19 protein-coding genes are annotated in these 21,332 nt (G+C 67.4%); 7 read left to right on the top strand and 12 right to left on the bottom strand.

Annotation, left to right across the window (positions count from 1 at the left end; genetic code table 11):
- The first annotated feature begins 28 nt into the window (after positions 1 to 28).
- Positions 29 to 556 (top strand): DinB family protein, encoded by a 528-nt coding sequence (locus tag ACWGCN_RS07690; RefSeq protein ID WP_387442042.1) that lies wholly within the window; start codon positions 29 to 31, stop codon positions 554 to 556.
- On the opposite strand, the gene ACWGCN_RS07685 is transcribed toward ACWGCN_RS07690, so the two are convergent.
- Positions 516 to 3,005: a tetratricopeptide repeat protein gene (locus ACWGCN_RS07685; RefSeq protein WP_452459060.1), complete on the bottom strand. Its 2,490-nt coding sequence runs from the start codon at positions 3,003 to 3,005 to the stop codon at positions 516 to 518. The two genes, ACWGCN_RS07690 and ACWGCN_RS07685, sit on opposite strands and share 41 nt — an antisense overlap.
- Before the next feature lie 176 nt (positions 3,006 to 3,181).
- Between ACWGCN_RS07685 and ACWGCN_RS07680 the strand changes: the two genes are divergently transcribed.
- Together ACWGCN_RS07680 and ACWGCN_RS07675 are read left to right on the top strand one after the other, a co-directional pair.
- Complete coding sequence (locus tag ACWGCN_RS07680) at positions 3,182 to 3,637, top strand: carboxymuconolactone decarboxylase family protein (RefSeq protein ID WP_452459059.1); 456 nt, start codon at positions 3,182 to 3,184, stop codon at positions 3,635 to 3,637.
- 30 nt (positions 3,638 to 3,667) lie between these two features.
- Complete coding sequence (locus ACWGCN_RS07675; protein WP_378992076.1) at positions 3,668 to 4,129, top strand: nitroreductase family deazaflavin-dependent oxidoreductase; 462 nt, start codon at positions 3,668 to 3,670, stop codon at positions 4,127 to 4,129.
- Between the two features lie 132 nt (positions 4,130 to 4,261).
- On the opposite strand, the gene ACWGCN_RS07670 is transcribed toward ACWGCN_RS07675, so the two are convergent.
- From ACWGCN_RS07670 to ACWGCN_RS07630, 9 genes are all read right to left on the bottom strand, one after another.
- Positions 4,262 to 5,674 carry a vWA domain-containing protein gene (locus tag ACWGCN_RS07670; RefSeq protein ID WP_452459058.1) on the bottom strand — a complete coding sequence of 471 codons (1,413 nt, stop codon included), beginning with the start codon at positions 5,672 to 5,674 and terminating at the stop codon, positions 4,262 to 4,264.
- Positions 5,674 to 6,558 (bottom strand): AAA family ATPase, encoded by an 885-nt coding sequence (locus ACWGCN_RS07665; RefSeq protein ID WP_387442036.1) that lies wholly within the window; start codon positions 6,556 to 6,558, stop codon positions 5,674 to 5,676. Before ACWGCN_RS07665 ends, ACWGCN_RS07670 begins: the two co-directional genes overlap by 1 nt.
- 76 nt (positions 6,559 to 6,634) lie before the next feature.
- Positions 6,635 to 7,993, bottom strand: a complete 1,359-nt coding sequence (locus tag ACWGCN_RS07660; protein WP_387442034.1) for a DUF2252 domain-containing protein — start codon at positions 7,991 to 7,993, stop codon at positions 6,635 to 6,637.
- A gap of 147 nt (positions 7,994 to 8,140) precedes the next feature.
- The gene (locus ACWGCN_RS07655; protein ID WP_452459057.1) at positions 8,141 to 9,274 is read right to left on the bottom strand and encodes a DUF4185 domain-containing protein; all 1,134 of its coding nucleotides are present in this window, start codon (positions 9,272 to 9,274) and stop codon (positions 8,141 to 8,143) included.
- A gap of 43 nt (positions 9,275 to 9,317) precedes the next feature.
- Positions 9,318 to 9,740 (bottom strand): nucleotidyl transferase AbiEii/AbiGii toxin family protein, encoded by a 423-nt coding sequence (locus tag ACWGCN_RS07650; protein WP_452459056.1) that lies wholly within the window; start codon positions 9,738 to 9,740, stop codon positions 9,318 to 9,320.
- On the bottom strand, positions 9,737 to 9,937 hold the full coding sequence (locus ACWGCN_RS07645) for a hypothetical protein (RefSeq protein ID WP_452459055.1): 201 nt from the start codon (positions 9,935 to 9,937) through the stop codon (positions 9,737 to 9,739). Before ACWGCN_RS07645 ends, ACWGCN_RS07650 begins: the two co-directional genes overlap by 4 nt.
- A gap of 75 nt (positions 9,938 to 10,012) precedes the next feature.
- Positions 10,013 to 11,014 carry a ketol-acid reductoisomerase gene (ilvC, locus tag ACWGCN_RS07640; protein ID WP_174551969.1) on the bottom strand — a complete coding sequence of 334 codons (1,002 nt, stop codon included), beginning with the start codon at positions 11,012 to 11,014 and terminating at the stop codon, positions 10,013 to 10,015.
- Between the two features lie 77 nt (positions 11,015 to 11,091).
- Complete coding sequence (ilvN, locus tag ACWGCN_RS07635; protein ID WP_019048314.1) at positions 11,092 to 11,595, bottom strand: acetolactate synthase small subunit; 504 nt, start codon at positions 11,593 to 11,595, stop codon at positions 11,092 to 11,094.
- Positions 11,592 to 13,520 (bottom strand): acetolactate synthase large subunit, encoded by a 1,929-nt coding sequence (locus ACWGCN_RS07630; RefSeq protein ID WP_378992061.1) that lies wholly within the window; start codon positions 13,518 to 13,520, stop codon positions 11,592 to 11,594. The genes ilvN and ACWGCN_RS07630 overlap by 4 nt, the downstream gene beginning before the upstream one ends.
- Positions 13,521 to 13,834: 314 nt before the next feature.
- Here ACWGCN_RS07630 and ACWGCN_RS07625 point away from each other — a divergent pair, with 314 nt between their 5' ends.
- A complete protein-coding gene (locus ACWGCN_RS07625; protein WP_452459054.1) occupies positions 13,835 to 14,614 on the top strand; it encodes a PH domain-containing protein in 780 nt (259 codons plus the stop codon).
- Between the two features lie 290 nt (positions 14,615 to 14,904).
- Complete coding sequence (gene ilvD, locus ACWGCN_RS07620) at positions 14,905 to 16,746, top strand: dihydroxy-acid dehydratase (protein WP_378992058.1); 1,842 nt, start codon at positions 14,905 to 14,907, stop codon at positions 16,744 to 16,746.
- A gap of 157 nt (positions 16,747 to 16,903) precedes the next feature.
- Here ilvD and ACWGCN_RS07615 read toward each other — a convergent pair whose 3' ends face one another.
- Positions 16,904 to 18,523: a DHA2 family efflux MFS transporter permease subunit gene (locus ACWGCN_RS07615; protein ID WP_378997059.1), complete on the bottom strand. Its 1,620-nt coding sequence runs from the start codon at positions 18,521 to 18,523 to the stop codon at positions 16,904 to 16,906.
- Between the two features lie 86 nt (positions 18,524 to 18,609).
- Here ACWGCN_RS07615 and ACWGCN_RS07610 point away from each other — a divergent pair, with 86 nt between their 5' ends.
- A complete protein-coding gene (locus tag ACWGCN_RS07610) occupies positions 18,610 to 19,104 on the top strand; it encodes a MarR family winged helix-turn-helix transcriptional regulator (RefSeq protein WP_378997061.1) in 495 nt (164 codons plus the stop codon).
- Between the two features lie 95 nt (positions 19,105 to 19,199).
- Here ACWGCN_RS07610 and ACWGCN_RS07605 read toward each other — a convergent pair whose 3' ends face one another.
- Positions 19,200 to 20,048 carry a DoxX family protein gene (locus ACWGCN_RS07605; RefSeq protein WP_378997063.1) on the bottom strand — a complete coding sequence of 283 codons (849 nt, stop codon included), beginning with the start codon at positions 20,046 to 20,048 and terminating at the stop codon, positions 19,200 to 19,202.
- Positions 20,049 to 20,197: 149 nt separating this feature from the next.
- On the opposite strand from ACWGCN_RS07605, the gene ACWGCN_RS07600 reads away from it, so the two are divergent.
- A complete protein-coding gene (locus tag ACWGCN_RS07600) occupies positions 20,198 to 21,319 on the top strand; it encodes a PQQ-dependent sugar dehydrogenase (RefSeq protein WP_387442016.1) in 1,122 nt (373 codons plus the stop codon).
- Positions 21,320 to 21,332 lie beyond the last annotated feature (13 nt).

Here is a 21,332-nt window from a genome sequence, read left to right as displayed (position 1 = left end):
ACAACACCGACAAGCAAAGGATCCGGACATGACCACGAGCACCCAGATCGACACCGAGCGCACCGACATCCTCGAGATGCTCGCCAAGCACCGCCACTTCCTGCGCTTCACTGTCCGCGACCTCACCGACGAGCAGGCGGGTCTGCGCACGACCGTCAGCGAGCTGTGTCTGGGCGGACTGATCAAGCATGTGGCCGCGGTGGAAGCGAATTGGGCGGGTTTCATCCTCAACGGGCCCACGGAAGCCCCCGATTTCTCCTCGATGACCGAGGAACAGATCGCGCAGTGGGGCGAGATCTTCCGGATGCTGCCGGGCGACACGCTCGAGGGCGTCCTGGCCGAGTACGAGCGGGTGGCCGCACACACCGACGAGCTCGTGCGCACCCTCCCGGATCTGAACGTGAGTCAGCCCCTGCCGGAGGCCCCGTGGTTCGAGCCCGGCGGACGCTGGACCGCGCGCCGCACGCTGATGCACATCATGACCGAGACCGCCCAGCACTCCGGGCACGCCGACATCATTCGTGAATCGCTGGACGGAGCGAAGTCGATGGGGTGATCTCGGCGAACAGGGACTCGGCCGCCGTACGGTGTTCGGTGGCGGCAGCCGGGTCCGTCGCGTCGAGAACGTCGGCAATGCCCTGGTGGGCTGTCGCCTCCTCGAAGCGGTGTCCCAGTCTCGGTGCCAGGGCCAGGGTTTCGCGGTAGAGGTCGAGGGCTTGTTCGGGAAGTCCTGCGAGGCGGCAGGTTTCGGCGTAGCCGTTGAGGAAGTGGATCTTCCAGTGGTCTTCGAAAAGGGCGTCCAAGAGGGCGAAGGCCTCTCGGTGGCCGGCGAGGGCTTCGTCGTAGCGACCCATTTCACGCAGGGCGACGCCCCGGCAGTTCAGGCACCAGGCTTCGTTGTGTTTGTGGCCGTCCTCACGAGCGAGGGCGAGGGCCTGGTCGAGGTGGTCGAGGGCTTGCGCGGGTTCGTCCGCCGCGATCGCTACGCCGAGCGTGATCTGGGCCTGCAGCGAGGGGTTGACCGCGGGGATCGCGAGGGCTTCGCGGGCGAGTTGGACGGCTTGTTCGCGATGACCCAATTGGAGCAGGGCCCAGGCTTCGCTGGCGATGGCGTCGGCGGCGCTCGTCGGGCAGCCGCCGGTGGTGTAGAGGTCGCGGGCCTGGCGGAACAGTTCCAGTGGTTCTTCGATACTGCCCTCGTCCCAGCGCAATTGGGCGCAGCGCATCGTCAGTTCGGCTCGGGGTAGCGGGTCACCCACTGCGGCCACCAGGGGTGCGGCCGCGGCGTACGCGGCGGCCGCTTCGGTCATCCGCCCTGCGTTGTATCGGGCGAAACCCAGGTCACTGTGAGCTTCGGCGAGTTGGCGTGGGTCGCCGAGATTCTGTGCGGCGGTGAGGGATTGCTCGAAGAGCGCGTTGAGATGTGTGGTGCCGCACCGGCGGGCGAAGAACGCGCGCATGAAGCGCGGCAATTCGCAGACGTGGGTGTCGGCGCCGACTTCGACGGCGGCGTAGAACACGGCCATCAGGTTGGTGTACTCGGAGACGAACCAGAAGAACGCGGCGTCGCGGCCGGGGAACCGCGGCAGTTCGGCGGGCGGTGCGCCGGCCGAGACCGGGCGGGTCGGCGACAGGAACGGCATGGCGCCGTCGGCGGCGGCCGCGGTGTGCACGTAGTAGTCGAGGATGCGGTGTAGTGCGCGTTCACGGTCGGCGGGGGTGTCGTGTTCGAAGGTGGCGGTGCGGGCATGCTGGCGGACCAGGTCGTGGAGGCGGTAGCGGCCGTCAGCCGGTTGCTGGACGAGGTGCGCGTCGAGGAGGTCCTCGAGCATGGCGCGGGCGCTGCGCAGCGAGACGTCGGCCACGGCGGCGGCGACGTAATCGGTGAACGTGGAGCCGGGGATCAGGCCGAGCAGCCGGAACAGGCGACGCTGGTCCCGGTTCAGCTGACGAACCGACATGCCGAAGGCGGTGTCGAATTCGCTTGCCCCCTCGGACATCCGCTCCACGAGAATGCCGATCGACCAACCCGGGCGATGACGCAGACGAGCGGCCGCGAGACGCAACGCCAGCGGGAGATTGCCGCACAGGCGCAGCACTTCGGCGGCCTGCTCGGGTTCCTTGGCGAGCCGTCCGGCGCGTGCGTCACCGCTGGCCCGCACCAGCAATTCGGCGCTCTCTTCGGGAGTGAGTACGTCGAGGGTCACCGGCGGGACCTCGTCGAGCTCTAGCAACCGGTTGCGGCTGGTGATGATGGCGACCGACTCGCCCGCACCCGGCAACAGGAGGCTGACCTGCGCGGCGTCGGCGATATTGTCGAGCACGACGACAGCGCGCAACCGCGCCAGCTCCGAACGCCAACAGGCGGCGCGCAATTCGACTCCCCCGTCCTGCGGCACCCTTTCCGAAGGGACCTGCAACGCGGCCAGCAGCGCACGGAGGGCGGCGTCGGGGTCGAGCGGCTGACGACCGTCGGTGAAGCCGTGGAGGTCCAGGTACAGCTGGGCGTCTGGGTATTCGGCGGTGAGCTGATGCGCGGCATGCACGGCCAGTGAGGTCTTCCCGACGCCTGCCATGCCGTCGATGGCAACCACGCGATCGGCACGCACGGCGGCGATCACCTCGGCCAGTGCCTGCTCGCGGCCGGTGAAGTCGGGCACGTCGCGGGGCAGGTCGTTGCGGGGCGGCGGTGGGGCGTCGGCCGGCGGGCTCGGCGGGGCCGGCTGGCGGCTGGTCTTCGGCGGGGCAGGCAGAGGGTTGTTGGCGCGCTCCCAGAGGGGACGCAGCGGGCGCGGGTCACGTTTGACCAGGCGGCACAGCTCGATGACCGCCGGCCACGGCGGGACCGTCTGGCCGCTGAGATAGCGCGAGAGCGAGGACGAACTCAGGCCGGTGTCGCGGGCCAGGGCGCGCACGCCACGACCGGACAGTTCCTGGATCAGGCGCAGGCGCGAAGCAAGCTCGTCCTGCGGGTACGCCCGTGCCGTCTGCTGTTGCACAACCACCGTATTCCACTCCCGTTGTCCCGGCCTGAACCAGAAATCTCACGACGGACAAGCCGGTGGTCAGGGCCGTTTTCAGCTGTCCCACAGTGTCCCACAGCCATTCTGTTCCAGCGCCGGACGGGCTGTTATTGGGTCACACCGCAAGCAGCGGAGAAACACCGAACAAGGAGAACGACATGCAGTCTCGGATGAAGAACCCCGCCATGGTCCTCACCGACACGATGGGCCCCATCCAGCAGGTACTCAAGGCCGTGGAGACCGGTGGCGTGGACAGCGAGATCCTGGAGCTGGTGCACCTGCGGGTCAGCCAGATCAACGGGTGCAGCGCCTGCGTGCACGGCGGCACCACCACCGCACGCAAAGCGGGCGTCAGCGAAGACCGCCTCGCCACCGTGGTCGCCTGGCGCGAGACCCCCTTCTTCTCCGAGGAGGAGCGCGCCGCCCTCGAACTCGCCGAGGCCGCTACCCGGCTGGCCGACCGTCCCGACGCGGTCACCGACGAGATCTGGGACAGCGCCGCCAGCTACTTCGACGAGAAGCAGCTCGCCTCGATCGTGCTGATGATCGGCGTCACCAACATGTTCAACCGGCTCAATGCCACCACCCGTCAGATCGCCGGCGCCTGGGGCTGAGGCGCCCCCTCCTCGAAAGGAACAGTGACGATGTCCGCGAATCAGCAAGCGAGCAAGAGTAATTCACACGGCGGGTTCTCCCGGTGGATGCAGCACCGGATGAACGCGCGCATGAACCGCAAGATCCGGCGCGGCAAGGGCACCTTCATGGGAATGGACGTGCTGATCCTGCACACGGTCGGCCGCCGCAGTGGCCAGCCACGCGATACCCCGATCAGCTGGTTCCCCGGCGAGGACGACTCCTGGCTGCTGGTCGCCTCGGGCGGCAAGGACGGGCACCCCGACTGGTTCCTCAACCTGATGGGCCATCCCGATCAGGCCACCGTCCAGCTGCCCGACCGCGACCCGGTCGCCGTGACACCTCGGGTACTCGACGGCGCCGAGCGTGCGACGGCCTGGGACCACATCGCCGCAGCCCAGCCCCGCTACGACAAGTACCAGGCCAAGGCAGGCCGGGAGTACGCGGTCGTGCGGCTGGCGGCCACCGCTTGAACGCTCGTGTCGAAAGCAGAGGGCCTGCCGAGGCATTTCAGACTTCTCGGCAGGCACGGGGGACCGAGCGCCCCACGAGGACGCCTCGGCGCGACCATCACCCACAGTCAGCGTCGACCTGGCCGAGCTGAATCAGGCGGGCAGCAGTCTGCCGATCACCTCGGCGAGCTGGGCTACATTGCGACATTCGTGCATGGTGACGATGTCGGTGTAGTCCTCGGCGGCCGAGTCGCCGGTCGACCAGGAGCGCGACGGCTCCGGGTTGAGCCAGTAGACAGCTTTGGCTCGCTCGGTGATCGCTTGCAGCGCGGCCAGATTCGGATCGGTGCGGTTGGTGCGGGCGTCGCCGAGGATCAGGACACACGTACGGGGGCCGACAGCGTCGAGATAGTGGTCGACGAAACCCTGGAGGACCTCGCCGTAGTTGCTGGATCCGAACCGGGCGACGCCACCTTCACGGACGATGTCCTGCGCGAAGCCCGGTGACGGCGGCTCACCGGGAGTGAAGTACTGGGTGATCTCGGCACAGGTGTCGACGAAACCGAAGCTGCGGACCTTGCTGAACTGGTCCTGCAGCGCCTGCACCAATTGCAGCGTGAACTCGGCGAAACCGCTGACCGAGCCCGAAACATCGGCCAGCACAACGAGGTCGGGCCGACCGCGCTTGCGGGCCCGCAGCACCGGATCGACCGGGACACCACCGGTGGCCATCGATCGGCGCAGGGTGCGGCGCAGATCGATCTGACCGCGCACCGCCTTCTTGCGACGCACCGCCAGCCGGGAGGCGAGCTTGCGGGCCAGTGGGTGCACCAGGCGGCGCATCTCGGCGAGGTCCTGCTCGCGAGCGCCGAGGAAATCCGTTCGGTCCGCGGAGTTCTCGACGCCGCGCCGGGCGATGTAGTCGGTGCCGCGCAGTTCGGCCGAACGCAGGCGCGCTTCGGTTTGCACATCGGTGCGGAACTGGTCGACGCGGCGACGGGCCTCGATGGTACGCACCGCCGTATCGAACTGCCCCGAGCCACCCATGGTTCGGGCGAGCTGCTCGGAGATCTCATCCGGGCGTAGCGATTTCATCGTCAGGTAGGAGGACCAGCCGGCGCCCGAAGCCTGGGTGACCCGGCCCGCGCTCTCCCCCGCACCGCCGTAGGCGCCGAAGGTGTCGAGTGCTTCGCGGGCCAGTTCGGCAGTGTCCTCACCCTGGACGAGGGTGGCCAGCAGACGCTCGCGCAGGTCCTCGGCGCTCTCGCTCGGGCGCGCGGGTGGCAGCGAGACGCCGAGGAAGTACAGGTCGAAGAGTTGGTCGAAGACCTTGCGTTGGCCATTGCGGCGCAGCAGGCAGGCGGCCAGGCCCGAGCGCAGGACGCGGGGGTCGGTGGTGCCGAGAGCTACCACCGCCGCGGCCGCGTCGATGGTTTCGCTGGGGCCCGCGTGAATGTTGTGCTCGCGCAGCAGAGTGACGAAATCGACGAGCCGAGCGCCCGTGGGGGCGAAGCGCGAATCCGTTGCCGCGACAGGCGCCGAGCTGCCGAGGTGATCGCGGCTCATCACCGCACACTGCCGTCCGTCTGGTCGTCGAGGCCGAGACGGTCGATGGCCACGCGATGGTCCGACTGATACTTCAGCAGGACTCCGAGTGTCGAGCGGACCACGCCGCCGGTCAGCGTCCGCGTTCCCAACGCGACCAAAGTTCTTGCCCAGTCGACGGTTTCGGCAATCGAGGGTGCTTTGCGCAGCGAGAGCTGCCGCAGTGCGCTCACCGTCGCCACCACCGGTTCGGCCAGCGACGCATCCAGCTCGGGGACTTTGAGCGCGACGATCGCCTTCTCCAATTCCGCTGTCGGATAGTCGATATGGAGATACAGGCAGCGGCGCTTCAACGCTTCGGACAGGTCGCGGTGAGCGTTGGAGGTGAGGATGACGAAGGGCTTGCGGACGGCGGTGACCGTGCCCAGCTCGGGGATGCTCACCTGGAAGTCGCCGAGGACTTCCAGCAACAGACCCTCGAGCTCCACGTCGGCCTTGTCGAGTTCGTCGATGAGCAGAACCGTGGGGTCGGGGTTGCGGATCGCCGCCAGCAGCGGGCGGGCGAGCAGGAACTCCTCGGTGAACACGTGGTCGCGGGTGCTGTCCCAGTCCTCGCCGGACGTGGCGGTGATGCGAAGCAGCTGCTTGGCGTGGTTCCACTCGTACAGGGCACGGGCTTCGTCCACGCCCTCGTAGCACTGCAGACGGATGAGCTCGGCGCTCACCGCGGCGGCGATCGCCTTGGCGAGCTCGGTCTTGCCGACACCGGCGGGACCCTCGATCAGCAGCGGTTTACCGAGGCGATCGGCGAGAAAGACCGCAGTCGCGATATCGAGGGACGGCAGGTAACCGGCGGCCGTCAGCCGGTCGGTCACCTGGTCCACCGAGGAAAAGAAGTTACTCATCGGTAATGAGTGTATCGAGTGTTGCCGGGATGGCGGCGACGCGAGCCCCTGTAGCTCCGACGCCGCCTGTTCGGCCTCAGTACGGGTTGTCGGCCACCTCGACCCGGCCGTCCTTGATCGCGGCCTGTAGCAGGCCGTAGTCGGCTTTGCTCTGATCCGAATACGACATCGCGAAATCGCTCAGAGCCGTGTCGAACTTCTCGCTGCCGCCGATATAGGCGTCGATGGCCAGCGGATCACCGGAGCGACAGTGAGCCCGGGCCAGCACGCCACCGCAGACGGCGCCATAGTTGGACAGTTGCCGGTGGGTCAGATTGTCGATATCGACGGAGCCCTTCATGTCGCGGAACTGACGCCAGTAGTGATGCACGCCCTCGGGGCCGGTGGCCCAGCCGAGGAAGATGTCGCTCGACGCCTGCATCAAGCGCTGACCGGCGACGACGCGATGTCCCTGGTGCTTGTACCGGCTCGCCTTCTGATACGGCGCCAGCACCGACGTGTCGGCCTCCTTCAACTGCAGGAACAGCGGAGCGCCGGACTCCTTGTCCATCAGCAGCGCGATGAAGCACCGGGTGCCGACACTGCCGACCCCGACGACCTTCACGGCGGCCTCGACGAAGGTGTAGCGGTTGAGCAGCACGCGCATGTGGTCGGGCAGGGTGCGCCGATATTCGGCGAACAGCGCCGTCACGGTCGCCGCGTCAGGGGTGGTGATGGGTACCAGCAGTGGCGGCTGATTCTTGATCCGCGGAATGCCGTCGGCATCGGGTTCGGTGAGTTTGTCCAGCGCTTGCAGGCTGGTGCGCTTCTTGGCCGAGGCGATCGTCTTCTCCGCCAGCTTGCGGCCCTTCTTCTTCTGGACCAGCTCGAGGACCATGTCAGAGTCGACCCGGTCGTACCAGATCTCGAGACTGTCCTGCTCAGCCATCGCCTCGATGCCCTCGCGATAGCCGCGGGCGGTGGCCTCCGCCGCCGAGGCCGCGTCCTCATCCGAACAGCCGTTGCCCAGCGCCGCGACCGCGACACTGGCGACCAGGCGTTTGACGTCCCACTCGAACGGGCCGGGCAGCGTCTCGTCGAAGTCGTTCACATCGAACACGAGATTGCGTTCAGGAGTGCCGAAGAGTCCGAAGTTCGACAGGTGCGCGTCACCGCACAGTTGCACGATGAGCCCGGTATCGGGACCGGATCCGAGGTCATTGGCCATGACCGCCGCGGCACCACGCAGAAAGGTGAACGGCGACACTGCCATTCGCGCCATCCGGATCGGCACCAGGCTCGGCACCCGCTTCGCGTTCTGCTTCAGCAGAATCGCCACCGGGTCCTCCCGGCCCGGCTCCGGTTTCCACTCCCCCAACGCGGTACGAGAAACCCGCTTCCGCGCCGCTTTACCGACCTCCGCCGCCTGCCGATCGAAATCCTCAACCGTCGTCATCGAGCAAGTCTCGCGCTACTGGACCACCACGGCAAGGACCAGCGGGTAACCATGCGGTGACAGAGTGCGCCACCACCCAGCAAACACGAACAACTCATCGAGCGAGACTCCCGCTATCGACCGCCGACAGCAAGGGGGCGGGTGGCGCTACGGACCAAGGCGCCTGCGCCACTCGTCGACTCGGCGGACGAGCTCCTGCCACCAGGTCCGATGCGGGTCCGGCGGTGGAGTCGGCCAGGGCTCGGGCGTCGGTTCGGGGTCAGGGGCCGGGACGAGCACCTTCCGGTGAATCCCGGTGCAGGTGAATTGGGTCGCCCGATAGGGATTCCCGTTCTGCGCCCACTCGGAGACGATGAGGGTGAACTTGCCGTCTTCGAGCCTGCTGTAGGGGTGTATGTAGCCGCCGTACAGGCGCGCGACGGTGTCGACACCGCGCGGCATCCCGGTGATCGGCCGGTGTGTGTGGGTCGTGATCCAGTTCGTGTTGTCGATGCGGTCGCCGACCTTGACGAAGATCGAGTAGTCCCCCGCGTCGAATCCGGAGATCACGGCCCTGTTCTCGACATAGCGCAGGCAGATCTCACCGAATTGCCAACCGGGCAGGATCGGTGTGGGCTCACGGTTCCAGGCCCAGTTGCCGCCGTCCCAGCCCCAGCCCTGCCAGGCGTGCGGATCGGACAGGCCGTCGACCGTCGCGCGCCACAGCAGCATGTCCTTGTTCCTGGCCAGGCCGCCGGTGGAGATGATGTGCACCCAGTCGCTGTGCGGGTCCTTGGCCCAGGAGATCATGACCCGCTTGCCGTCGAACGCGCCGCACCAGAACTTCGAACCGCTGCGCGCCCAGGTGACACCGCTGTCGTCGGATGTCCATACCTCGCACCACTTCTCGTTGCCCAGGCCCTGGGTGTACATGACCCACAGGTAGATCCGGCCGTCGACGGTCATCGCGTCGCACGGCAGGACGGTGGAGTACTCGGCGTTGTCGTGCTGGTAGTCCCACAGCTGGCGGCCGTCGGTACCCGGCGAGGTGGCCATGACGATCGGCTCGGCAGGGTCGCGTTGAGACGTACGAGTGATGATGGGGGAACGCCAGTTCCCGATGCCGCCCATCGGTGGGCCGTACGGGCCGTCCCCGGAGAACGAGTCCCCCCAGATGAAGCCGACATCGCCGTCGGGCAGCTCGAACGGAATCGCGAGATCGCCGCCACCGAGGTCAGCCGACGGTACAGGGTTCAGATCCGTGACGCGAATGACACACCCACCCCGGTCGGCTCGAACCAAAATCGTTGGGCTGGTTTCACTTCCGTCACGCCACCAAGCTACGTCACAATGCCGAAAGGCCCGCTCGCACGTGGCGAACGGGCCCTTCGAGACGCGGTGAAACCTTACGCGGTTTCGGTGATCGGGCGGTCAACCCGGCGGCGATCTCGTGCTCGATTCCTGAACTTGCGAAGAGCAGATCAACCAAGACAGGGACGCCGTCGAAGTTTCTGCGCAGACGGATCGTGGCGAGTCGTCCGTTGTCGTGTTCGACAGACGCGTGCATGGTGTAGCCCGCGTCGAACATGCTGCGCACCAGCGCTTCCGCGTCGCCATCATCGGCTACTGCGACCGCGAGGTCGATGTCATGGGTGAATCGGGGAATCGAGCGCGCCGAGACCGCGAAGCCACCGACAAGGGCCCAGCGGTAGCCCAGGCTGTCGATGTCAGCTCGCGCACGCCGCAGCGCTGATTCGAGGGCGTTCACGCAAACCTGGCGGATGACCGACCAGCTTTGTCTTCAACGCCTTGCCGGGACAGGAGCCAGGATGCGACTTTGTCCGCGATCTCGGCAGAGGATGCATCCGGATGCATCCGGCGCATCCGCGTACGGTACATCTGCACGCCGAATTCCGACATCTCCAGGGCAAGCCGAAGTCTCTGCGCTGGCGTTCCTTCCGTCACGCCACCAGGTTACGTCACAATGCCGAAAGGCCCGCTCGCACGTGGCGAACGGGCCCTTCGAGACGCGGTGAAACCTTACGCGGTTTCGGTGATCGGGCGGTCGACCCAGCTCATCAGGCCGCGCAGCTTGGCGCCGGTGACCTCGATCGGGTGCTCGGCGTTCTCCTTGCGCAGACCCTCGAGCTCCTTGTTGCCGCCTTCGACGTTGGCGACGAGGCGCTTGACGAAGGTGCCGTCCTGGATATCGGTCAGGATCGCCTTCATGCGCTCCTTGGTACCGGCGTCGATGACGCGCGGGCCCGACAGGTAGCCACCGAACTCGGCGGTGTCGGAGACCGAGTAGTTCATGCGGGCGATGCCGCCCTCGTACATCAGGTCGACGATCAGCTTGAGCTCGTGCAGAACCTCGAAGTAGGCCATCTCGGGGGCGTAGCCCGCCTCGACCATGACCTCGAAACCGATCTTGACCAGTTCCTCGGTGCCACCGCAGAGCACGGCCTGCTCACCGAAGAGGTCGGTCTCGGTCTCTTCCTTGAAGGTGGTCTTGATGACGCCGGCGCGGGTGCCGCCGATGCCCTTGGCGTAGGACAGCGCCAGGGCCTGGCCCTCGCCGGTCGGGTCCTGATCGACAGCGATCAGAGCCGGAACGCCCTTGCCGTCGACGAACTGACGACGCACCAGGTGGCCGGGGCCCTTCGGGGCGACCATCGCGACGGTGACGCCGGCCGGAGCCTTGACGAGACCGAAGTGGATGTTGAGGCCGTGGCCGAAGAACAGCGCGTCGCCGTCCTTCAGGTTGGGCTCGATGTCGTTGGTGAAGATCGACGCCTGCGCGGTGTCGGGCGCGAGCACCATGATCACGTCGGCCCAGGCGGAGACCTCGGCGGGGGTGCCGACGGTCAGACCGGCCTCTTCGGCCTTCGGGCGAGACTTCGAACCCTCGGCCAGGCCGACGCGGACGTCGACGCCGGAGTCGCGCAGGCTCAGCGAGTGCGCGTGGCCCTGGCTGCCGTAACCGATCACGGCGACCTTGCGGCCCTGGATGATCGACAGGTCAGCGTCGTCGTCGTAGAACATCTCGACTGCCACTTTGGTTGGTCCCTTCTGAATGAATGCGGTTAGGAAAAGTTATCGCGGAGGTTGCTGAAGGAGGTTCAGCGGGTCGCGGTGATCGATTTGGGGCCGCGGCCGACGGCCACGACACCGGACTGCACGATCTCGCGGATCCCGTACGGCTCGACCATGCGCAGCAGCGCGTCGAGCTTGGAACGGGTGCCGGTCGCCTCGATGGTCAGCGCGTCGGGCGACACGTCGATCACCTTGGCGCGGAACAACTGCACGGCCTCGATCACCTGCGTGCGCACCGACGCGTCGGCGCGCACCTTCACCAGGATCAGCTCGCGGGCCACCGAGGCGTCGGCGTCCTGCTCCACGATCTTGATGACGTTGATCAGCTTGTTGAGCTGCTTGGTGACCTGCTCGAGGGGCAGATCGTCGACGGTCACGACGATCGTCATCCGCGAGATCTCGGGGATCTCGGTGCCACCGACGGCCAGGGATTCGATATTGAAGCCACGGCGCGAGAACAGGCTCGCGACTCGCGCCAGCACGCCCGGCTTGTCCTCGACGAGGACGCTCAGGGTGTGGGTGGTGCTCATTCGTCGTCGCCCTTCTCGGAGGTGGCCTGCTCGCGTTCCATCGCCTCGTGGATGACGGCCGGTTCGGAGACCGACTCGTCCTCGTCGAAGAGCGGACGGATACCGCGGGCGAACATGATCTCGTCGTTGCTGGTGCCCGAGGCGACCATCGGCCACACCTGGGCGTCCTTGCCGACGATGAAGTCGATCACGACCGGGCGGTCGGTGATGGCCTGGGCCTGGCGGATCGCGTCCTCGACCTCGGACTCCTTCTCCACCCGGATGCCGACGCAACCCAGCGCCTCGGCCAGCTTCACGAAATCGGGGATGCGCAGGGAATGCGTGCCGAGATCGGTGTTGGAGTAGCGCTGTTCGTAGAACAGGGTCTGCCACTGACGGACCATGCCCAGGTTGCCGTTGTTGATCAGGGCGACCTTGATCGGCACCCCCTCGATGGCGCAAGTGGCCAGTTCCTGGTTGGTCATCTGGAAGCAGCCGTCACCGTCGACCGCCCAGACTTCCTTGTCCGGCGCGCCCATCTTGGCGCCCATGGCAGCGGGCACCGAGTAGCCCATGGTGCCGAGACCGCCCGAGTTGAGCCAGGTGCGCGGGTTCTCGTACTTGATGAACTGCGCGGCCCACATCTGGTGCTGGCCGACGCCGGCGCAGTAGATGGCCTCGGGGCCCGCGAGCCGGCCGAGCGTCTCGATGACGTACTCCGGCGAGACCGAGCCGTCGCTGGGCGTCTTCCAGCCCAGCGGGTAGTTCTCGCGGATGCCACTGAGGTAGGCCCACCATTCGGTGAGGTTCAGCAGCGGTGCGTCGCCGGCCTGCGGATCGGCCTTGAGGGTTTCGATCAGCTCGACGATCACCTCACGCGCGTCGCCCACGATCGGGACGTCGGCGTGGCGGTTCTTGCCGATCTCGGCCGGGTCGATGTCGGCGTGGATGACCTTCGCATCGGGCGCGAAGGAGTCCAGCTGACCGGTGACGCGGTCGTCGAAACGGGCGCCGAGGGTGATCAGCAGGTCCGACTTCTGCAGCGCGGCGACGGCACCGACGGTGCCGTGCATGCCGGGCATGCCCATGTTCAGGGTGTGGCTGTCGGGGAACGCGCCCCGCGCCATCAGCGTGGTGACCACCGGGATGCCGGTGAGTTCGGCCAGCTCGAGCAGTTCCGGCGAGGCGTCGGACTTGATGACGCCACCACCGACGTAGAGCACCGGCTGCTTGGACTCCAGGATCATCCTGGCGGCCTCGCGCACCTGCTTGCCGTGAGGCTTGGTGACCGGGCGGTAGCCGGGCAGACGCATCTCCGGCGGCCACGAGAACGTGGTCTGGGCCTGCAGCGCGTCCTTGGTGATGTCGACCAGGACCGCGCCGGGGCGACCCGAGGCGGCGAGGTAGAACGCCTCGGCCAGGGTGCGCGGGATCTCGGCGGCGTCGGAGACCAGGAAGTTGTGCTTGGTGATCGGCATCGTGATGCCCGAGATGTCGGCTTCCTGGAACGCGTCGGTGCCGACCAGGCTCGACGGCACCTGACCGGTGATCGCCACGATCGGGACCGAGTCCATCTGGGCGTCGGCCAGCGGGGTCACCAGGTTGGTCGCGCCGGGGCCGGATGTGGCCATACACACACCGACCTTGCCCGAGGCCTGCGCGTAACCGGTCGCCGCGTGACCGGCGCCCTGCTCGTGCCGGACCAGGACGTGGCGGACCTTCTTCGAGTCGAACAGCGGGTCGTAGACAGGAAGGACCGCGCCGCCGGGAATGCCGAATACCGTGTCGACGTCGAGCTCTTCGAGGGACCGAACCACCGACTGGGCGCCGGTCACGCGCTCGGGCGCGACCTGGCGGCGGGCGGGGTTGGTCGCCGGGCTACCAGGGGTAGCTGAAGGCGCTGACCTGCGGGCCGATGGCCCGGGTCGTGCGGTTGGTGCACTCACCGTCTTCGTTCCTCACTGTCTCGTTCTGACTCGGACTGACCCGACAGGGCCGCTGGCATTCGCCCGAACACAAAAAAGCCCCCGCCCAGCGCATGGCTGTTCGAGGGTGGCGCGTCGCAAACGCGAGCTGACGTATTGACTAGGTGTCAGGCTCAGCGCTGGACGCGCCGGCCGATTACGAGCTCGTTTCGAATCACGCATACGACGTTAGGCGCGCGTAGTGCGTCGAGTCAAACAGGCTTTCCGCTCCGGTCCCATTCTGTGGGACTCGAGTGGTTGCGTGGGTCCGTGTACCAAGATGCGAGGATAGGAGGGTGTCATCACCGCATCAGTCCGTGCCACCGGCTAAATCGTCCCACACCACCGACGAGGGAACCGATACGGGTCGCCCGTCGCGACCCGGCGGCCTGCGCTCGGCCAGTCCGGGGCGGCTCGCGGCGATCGGCGCGGTGGTGCTGGCCTACCTGGTCTTCATCGTCGTCGGCACGGTGCAGGACTGGTCGCTGGGGGTGCGGATCGGGGTGATCGTGCCCGTCGCGGTGGTCGTCTGGCTGCTGATGCCGCGCCGGACGAACACGCCGACGCCGGGTGTGCACGTGATCGGCGTTCCCCGCCTGGCCTATATCGGCGTACTGGTGCTGGCGTTCTGCGTGTTCTTCCCGTTCGTCGGGTGGCCGGCCGTCCTGTGGCCGCTGCTGCTGGCCCCGGTGATCGCGGTGTGGTGGGTGGTGCGCACGCACACGACCGTGTCCGAGTCCGGGCTGGATCTGAGCTCGATGACCAGCACGAAGCACCTCGACTGGGCGCGGATCAAGGGGATCAGCATTCCCAAGCGCGGCTCTGTGCGCGCCCGGCTCGACGACGAATCCGAGGTGAAGCTGCCTGCCGTCGGTTACGACCGGTTGCGTGAGCTGATCGAAGCGTCCGGCGGGCGCCTGCCCGATGTGTTCGCCGCCGCCGAAGCGGCCGAAGCCGAGCGTCTCGCCGCCGAGCGGGCCGCGGCGAAGGCGGAAGCCGACGCGAAGGCCGAGCCCGAAGCTGCAGCGTCGGAGGCGAAGGCCGAACCGGCCGCGGAGCCGAAGACCGAGCAGTGACCGTGGGCACTGTGGGAATGAGCACGTCGGCGCGATCCTTGTACCGGTAAGCTGACGGCGACCGGGCACCCCGCGCCGACGGCACCACCGCGGCGACACCTCACGGAGCGACACTCCCGCCTCGAGCCCCGGTTCCCGCTCCCCCGCACGCCACCACCGGCGCGATGCGACCATCGCTCGCCGGAGTAACGTGAAGGGCTGCCGGACGCACCGCGATCGCGCACGTGCCACGCAGGTCAGCCCCCTGTGCGCACGCTCGCCACGCACCCAGCGACATCACGAGGACTTCCATGCCACCGCTTCGCTCACGCACCACCACCATCGGCCGCAATGCTGCGGGCGCGCGCTCACTCTGGCGCGCGACCGGCATGACCGATTCCGATTTCGGTAAGCCGATCATCGCGATCGCGAACTCCTACACCCAGTTCGTGCCCGGTCACGTGCACCTCAAGAACATGGGCGAGATCGTCGCCGAGGCGGTGGCCGCCGCCGGTGGCATCGCACGCGAGTTCCACACCATCGCCGTCGACGACGGCATCGCCATGGGTCACGGCGGCATGCTCTACTCGCTGCCCTCGCGCGAGATCATCGCCGACTCCGTGGAGTACATGGCCAACGCCCACACCGCCGACGCGCTGGTGTGTATCTCCAACTGCGACAAGATCACTCCCGGCATGCTCAACGCCGCGATGCGTCTCAACATCCCCGCCGTGTTCGTCTCCGGCGGGCCGATGGAGGCCGGTAAGGCGGTGATCGTCGACGGTGTCGCGCAGGCGCCGCTCGACCTGGTCAGCGCGATCTCCGCGAGTGCGAACCAGGCCGTGTCCGACGAAGGACTGGACGAAGTCGAGCGGTCCGCGTGCCCGACCTGCGGTTCGTGTTCGGGCATGTTCACCGCGAACTCGATGAACTGCCTGACCGAGGCGCTCGGCCTCGCGCTGCCGGGCAACGGTTCCACCCTCGCCACCCACTCCGCGCGCCGTGCGCTGTTCGAGCGGGCGGGCACGGTGATCGTCGATATCGCCAAGCGCTGGTACCAGGACGACGACGCCTCGGTGCTGCCCCGAAACGTGGCCAACGCCAAGGCTTTCCGCAACGCGATGGCCCTCGACGTCGCCATGGGCGGCTCGACCAACACCGTGCTGCACACCCTCGCCGCCGCACAGGAGGGCGAGATCGACTTCGACCTGCAGACCATCGACGACATCAGCCGCAAGGTGCCGTGCCTGTCGAAGGTGTCGCCGAACTCGGATTACCACATGGAAGACGTGCACCGTGCCGGCGGCATCCCGGCCATCCTCGGCGAGCTGCGTCGCGGTGGGCTGCTGGACACCGACGTCACCACCGTGCACACCGCCTCCTTCGAGGAATACCTCGACACCTGGGATGTGCGCTCGGGCAAGGCATCCGAAGAGGCCATCGAGCTCTTCCACGCCGCCCCCGGTGGCGTGCGCACAGTGGAACCGTTCTCCACCAGCAACCGCTGGTCCTCGCTCGACACCGATGCCGCCGGTGGCTGCATCCGCGACGTCGAGAACGCCTACACCGTCGAAGGCGGGCTGTGCGTGCTGCGCGGCAATATCGCTCCCGACGGCGCGATCCTCAAGACCGCGGGCATCGACGAAGACCTGTTCACCTTCGAAGGCCCGGCCGTGGTGGTCGAGTCGCAGGAGGACGCGGTGTCGATGATCCTCGGCAAGAAGATCCAGCCCGGTGACGTGGTCGTCATCCGCTATGAAGGCCCCGCCGGCGGTCCGGGCATGCAGGAGATGCTGCACCCGACCTCGTTCCTCAAGGGTCTCGGTCTCGGCAAGGTGTGCGCGCTGATCACCGACGGCCGCTTCTCCGGCGGCACCTCGGGGCTGTCGATCGGTCACATCTCCCCCGAGGCCGCCTCGGGCGGTGCCATCGGCTTGATCGAGAACGGCGACCGCATCCGCATCGATGTGCACACCCGCGCGCTGGAAGTGCTTGTCTCCGACGAGGTCATGGCCGAGCGCCGCGCGAAGATGGAGGCCTCGGAGCGCCCGTGGCAGCCCGTCAACCGCGACCGCACGGTCACCACCGCCCTGCGTGCCTACGCGGCGCTCGCCACGTCGGCGGACAAGGGTGCCGTTCGTCAGGTGCCGTAGCCGCCTCCCCGCGTATTCAGGCCAGATTCAGGCTCGCCGCCAGTCGTTGATGCGACCGGCGGCGAGCCTGTTATCGGGTAGCCCGATCCCGGCAAGTTACCCATGTTCTTGCGAAATCACGGGTTGCGATTCACGGGCGGGGCGGACTGTCCTGCTGTCAGACGAGCGCGGGTTGTGTTGTCGACGTCGACGACTCGTCGTCGCGGCCGGTTCGGGAGGGAATCAGGGCCGTGGCCACGAGGCCGAGCAGGACGAAGCCCGCGGCCAGGTAGGCGCCGAGGTTGACGCCGGCGGTCATGGCTGATCGACCGGCGGTGGCTACTTCCTGCGTATCCGGTTGGGCGGCAAAGCCTTCGATCGCCGCGCCCGCACTGCCGGTGATGGCGTGCGCGTATTGCTGGGCTTGCGCCGGGGGCGTACCGACCGCGGTGAGATCGTCTTCGACATTCGAGCTCAGCGTGGTGAAGAAGATCGTCGTGAGCAGTGCGATGCCGAGGGCGGAACCCAGTTGACGGAAGGCGCTTTGGATACCGGACGCCTGGCCGTTGTCGGCTTCGGGGATGTCGGCGAGGACGACGTTGGTCACCTGCGCCGTAGCGAAACCGACGCCGATGCCGTACACACACAGGACCAGCGCGATCGACCACCATGAGCTGTCGGTGGCGGCGAAGAAGCCCAGCGCGGCCAGGCCGACGACCTCCAGCCCCAGACCGAGGCGGACCATGTTCAGCGGCGAGGCCTTCCCTGCCATCCCGAAGCTGGCACCACTGGCGATGAAGCTGCCGATGGCGATCGGCACCAGGGCCAGACCGGACTGCAGGGCGCTGTAACCGAGGGTGAACTGCAGCCACAGCGGGAGCACGGCGACGATGCCGAACTCACCGAGGCCGATGATCAGCGTCGCGATATTGCCGTTGCGGAACGAGGCCAACGAGAACAGGCTCAGGTCCATCAGCGCCTTGTCGGCATTGCCGCCGCGGCGCAACAGCACCTGCCGGACGACGAACCCGCCCAGCGCGAGCACACTCAGCACGAGCGCGACCAGCACCGGCGACGGCCCGCTCTCCCAGGTGAATCCGGCGATCCCCATCGGATGGACGGTGGTGATCCAGCCGTAGGTGCGGCCCTCGACCAACCCGAAGGCCAGCAGCCCGAGGCCGAGCACCGACAGGATCGAGCCGAGCACATCGAGTCGACCGGCGACCTTCGGCGACGGCGCGATGCACGCCAGCACACCGACCACGATCAGCACAGCCAGGGGCACATTGATGCCGAACGCCCAGCGCCACGACACATGCTCGGCCAACCAGCCACCGAGCAGCGGACCGAGCGCGGCGGCCGCACCGATCGTGGAACCCCATACCGCGAAGGCCTGACCACGGGCTTTGCCCGTGAAGGTGGCGTTGAGCAGGGCGAGCGAGGTCGGCAGGATCATCGCCGCGCCCGCGCCCTGCAGGAATCGGGCGATGACGAGCAGTCCGCCGTCCGGTGCCAGCCCGGCCAGGATGCTGGTCGCGCCGAACACCACCACACCGGTGACGAACACCCGGCGCGCCCCGACCATGTCCGCTACCCGGCCGACCACCAGCAGCAGCGCCGCGAAGACGATCGCGTAGGACTCCTGAATCCATTGCGCCTCGGTGGAACCCGTGTCCAGGTCTTCGATGATCGACGGGATGATCACGTTCACGATCGTGGTGTCGACCACGATCAGCGCCACGCCGAGGGCAATGGCGATCAAGCCGAGCCATCGACGAAGGGACGACTCTTGACTCATCGCACACTCCTATTTCCATGGTGGAATATTTCCATAGTCAAAGTATATTGAGGGCAATAGGATGTCAAACGATGCGAAAGGAACCTATGAGCCAGTCGGACGCTCGCGCCCAGTACGAACGAATCCACGAAGGAATGCGTGCCTACGGCGCGAGTTACCGGGAACTCGCCCGCCGATTCGCGACCTGGCTCGGGTTGCACTCGACCGATGCCGAGGCCCTGATCGAGATCCTCACCGCCGAGGAACGCGGGACCACACTGTCACCGGCACGGCTCAGCGAACGGATCTCGCTGTCCAACAGCGCCACCACCGCACTGCTGAACCGGCTGGAACAGGCCGGTCATATCGTGCGCAGCCGAGAACACGACGACCGTCGCGTGATCACACTGCGCAGCACACCCAGCATCCACACTCTCGCCAACGATTTCTTCGGCCCACTCGGCACGAAGGTGGAAGAGTCGGTGATGGGGAAATACTCCCCCGAGGAGCTGCGACGATTCGAGTCGTTCCTGGCCGACGTGCACGCCACCATGACCGCCCACCTGACTGAACCCGCACCATCGCGACCACTGATGTCGTGAGGACATCGGCAACTCACCGGGTACCGGCTCACCGAGTTGCCGCGTCATCGACGCACCGCGCCCCTGGATCTGACCCAAAGACGCGGAAAGTCGGATCAGAAGGGGCCGATGCCTTTCAAGGGATTGCCGCCGTGGAGGAACCAGAAGGTGAGGATGGCGGCGGCGACAGCCAGGACGACGACCCCGAAGGAACCGTAGGAGGGTCGGGTGGCCCAGCCTCGGGTGCGGTCGAAGGACCAGCGGCCGGGGCCGGTGAGGATGATCGCCAGGGCGGAACCGGCCAGGACGGAGTCGAGTTCGACGCCGGTGGGGGTGCCCGCGTTGTACTGGAAGCCGGGGACCATGCCCTGCTTCCACATCCACGCGTTCAGGATCGTGGCCAGGACAGCGCCCGCGGCGAGCGGGGTGGCCAGGCCGATCACCAGCAGGATGCCGCCGCCGAGTTCACCGGCGATCACCAGCGCGGTCGACAGTGACGGGTAGTCCCAGCCGCCGCTTTCCATCATGGTCTTGGTGCCGTCTAGGCCGGGTCCGTGGAACCAGCCGGTCAGCTTCTGCAGACCGTGGTAGATGAAGGTGTAGCCGACCACCAGGCGCAGCACGAACAGGCCGAGGTCCAGGGTGCCGCGGCGAGCCTCGCGGTTGCGGCGCTGCAAGCGGACGGTGCCCGCCGAGGCCGCCGACGCGGGCGGGATCGTCGCGTACCCGTAATCTTCGTCGCCACCGCCACGGCCGGTTTGCGCGGTGCTCGCACCGGGAACCTCATCACCGGGGTCGAGACCGAGATCCTCGTCGGTGCGGGGGATGTCCTTCGGATCCGGCTTGCGCATCTGCGTCGTCGGCGAATCGAACGGGCTGGTCACCGGGCGACCCGCCGCCGACGCGCCCTGCCCGGCCGGTGCCGAACCTTCGGCCTTCGGAGTGTCATTCGACTTGTCGGTCACCGACTCACCTTATGACGTGCCGTCCCGGTGTGCCGCCCTTCCTCGCAACGGGCGTGTCAGCCCCGCTCGACTTCCGGTCGCGTCCGGGCAGCCGCATTCGGACGCGACGGGCGTGTCAGGCCCGCACCGCTGCCGGTAACGTCTGACCTATGAGTTCGGGAATCGCGGGCCGCGTGGCAGTCGGGGTGGCACTGAGCGCCGTTTTGCTAGCCGGGTGCGCCCGTTTCGACGAGTCGGCGTCGAGTCCGTTCACCACCGAACCGCAACTGGGTGGGTCCGGCGCGGAACCGAAGAAGCCGCAGGAGGACCCCTCGCAGCCGCCGCGACCGACCGGACCGTGTATCGATCCCGATCCCAATGTCATCGCCACCTGCATGGAATCGGGGGCCGGGCTGATCGCGGTGGGCGAGGGCGCCTTCGTCGCGGAGCGAAAGACGGGGCGGATCCTGCAGGTGAAACCGGTCGACGCGAGCACACCGCAGGAGACGCCGGTGGAGATCGCCAGCGTGCCCGTCGACGGGTCGGCCGACGGCGGCATCTCCGATATCGTGCTCTCCCCCACCTTCGGTGAGGACGGGCTGATGTACGCCTACATCACCACCGGCAGCGACAATCGGGTCGTGCGCCTGTCCAAGGGCGGGGCGGCCAAGCCGATCCTCACCGGGATTCCCAAGGGCGCCGACGGAAATCGCGGCGCACTGGAATGGTCGACGCCGACGCAGCTGATGATCCTCACCGGTGATGCCGGAAACCCCGGCGCCGCGGCCGATCCCGGCTCGCTCGGCGGCAAGCTGCTTCGCCTGGAGTCGCCGTCGGCGGGTACGAACAACCCACAGGTGGTGGCGTCGGGCATCGGTTCGGCCGGCGACATCTGCCGCGACGGCAAGGAAGGCATGTGGGTCACCGACCGCACCGCCGCCGAGGACCGGCTCCAGCACCTGAGCCCCGACGGCACCCTCAGCGTCTCCTGGACCTGGCCCGACCGTCCCGGCGTCGGCGGCTGCACGGCCACCGGTGACGGCGTCGGCATCGCACTCAGCGAGGGCAAGGCGCTGGCCGCCGTCGCCGCGGACCCCACTACGTTCGCCGTCACCACCGCCCCCACCCTGATCGCGCAGGACAAGTACGGCAGGTTCCTAGGCGCCACCGCCAGCGCCGACGGCAGCATCTGGGTCACCACCACCAACAAGACCGATGGCGAGCCAGGCGAATTCGACGACCGCGTGGTCCGCATCCCACCCCCGCAGGGTGGAGCAGGCGGCCCGGACTAGGAAAGGAAGCGGC

It is taken from the genome of Nocardia sp. NPDC055050, assembly GCF_053608345.1.
This window is presented reverse-complemented; position numbering and strand designations above follow the sequence as displayed.

Excerpts from the sequence above, each read along its gene's own strand:
- ACWGCN_RS07690 (WP_387442042.1), top strand. The coding sequence starts at position 29 with ATGACCACGAGCACCCAGATCGACACCGAGCGCACCGACATCCTCGAG.
- ACWGCN_RS07680 (WP_452459059.1), top strand. The coding sequence starts at position 3,182 with ATGCAGTCTCGGATGAAGAACCCCGCCATGGTCCTCACCGACACGATG.
- ACWGCN_RS07675 (WP_378992076.1), top strand. The coding sequence starts at position 3,668 with ATGTCCGCGAATCAGCAAGCGAGCAAGAGTAATTCACACGGCGGGTTC.
- ACWGCN_RS07670 (WP_452459058.1), bottom strand. The coding sequence starts at position 5,674 with ATGAGCCGCGATCACCTCGGCAGCTCGGCGCCTGTCGCGGCAACGGAT.
- ACWGCN_RS07665 (WP_387442036.1), bottom strand. The coding sequence starts at position 6,558 with ATGAGTAACTTCTTTTCCTCGGTGGACCAGGTGACCGACCGGCTGACG.
- ACWGCN_RS07660 (WP_387442034.1), bottom strand. The coding sequence starts at position 7,993 with ATGACGACGGTTGAGGATTTCGATCGGCAGGCGGCGGAGGTCGGTAAA.
- ilvC (WP_174551969.1), bottom strand. The coding sequence starts at position 11,014 with ATGTTCTACGACGACGACGCTGACCTGTCGATCATCCAGGGCCGCAAG.
- ilvN (WP_019048314.1), bottom strand. The coding sequence starts at position 11,595 with ATGAGCACCACCCACACCCTGAGCGTCCTCGTCGAGGACAAGCCGGGC.
- ilvD (WP_378992058.1), top strand. The coding sequence starts at position 14,905 with ATGCCACCGCTTCGCTCACGCACCACCACCATCGGCCGCAATGCTGCG.
- ACWGCN_RS07615 (WP_378997059.1), bottom strand. The coding sequence starts at position 18,523 with ATGAGTCAAGAGTCGTCCCTTCGTCGATGGCTCGGCTTGATCGCCATT.
- ACWGCN_RS07610 (WP_378997061.1), top strand. The coding sequence starts at position 18,610 with ATGAGCCAGTCGGACGCTCGCGCCCAGTACGAACGAATCCACGAAGGA.
- ACWGCN_RS07600 (WP_387442016.1), top strand. The coding sequence starts at position 20,198 with ATGAGTTCGGGAATCGCGGGCCGCGTGGCAGTCGGGGTGGCACTGAGC.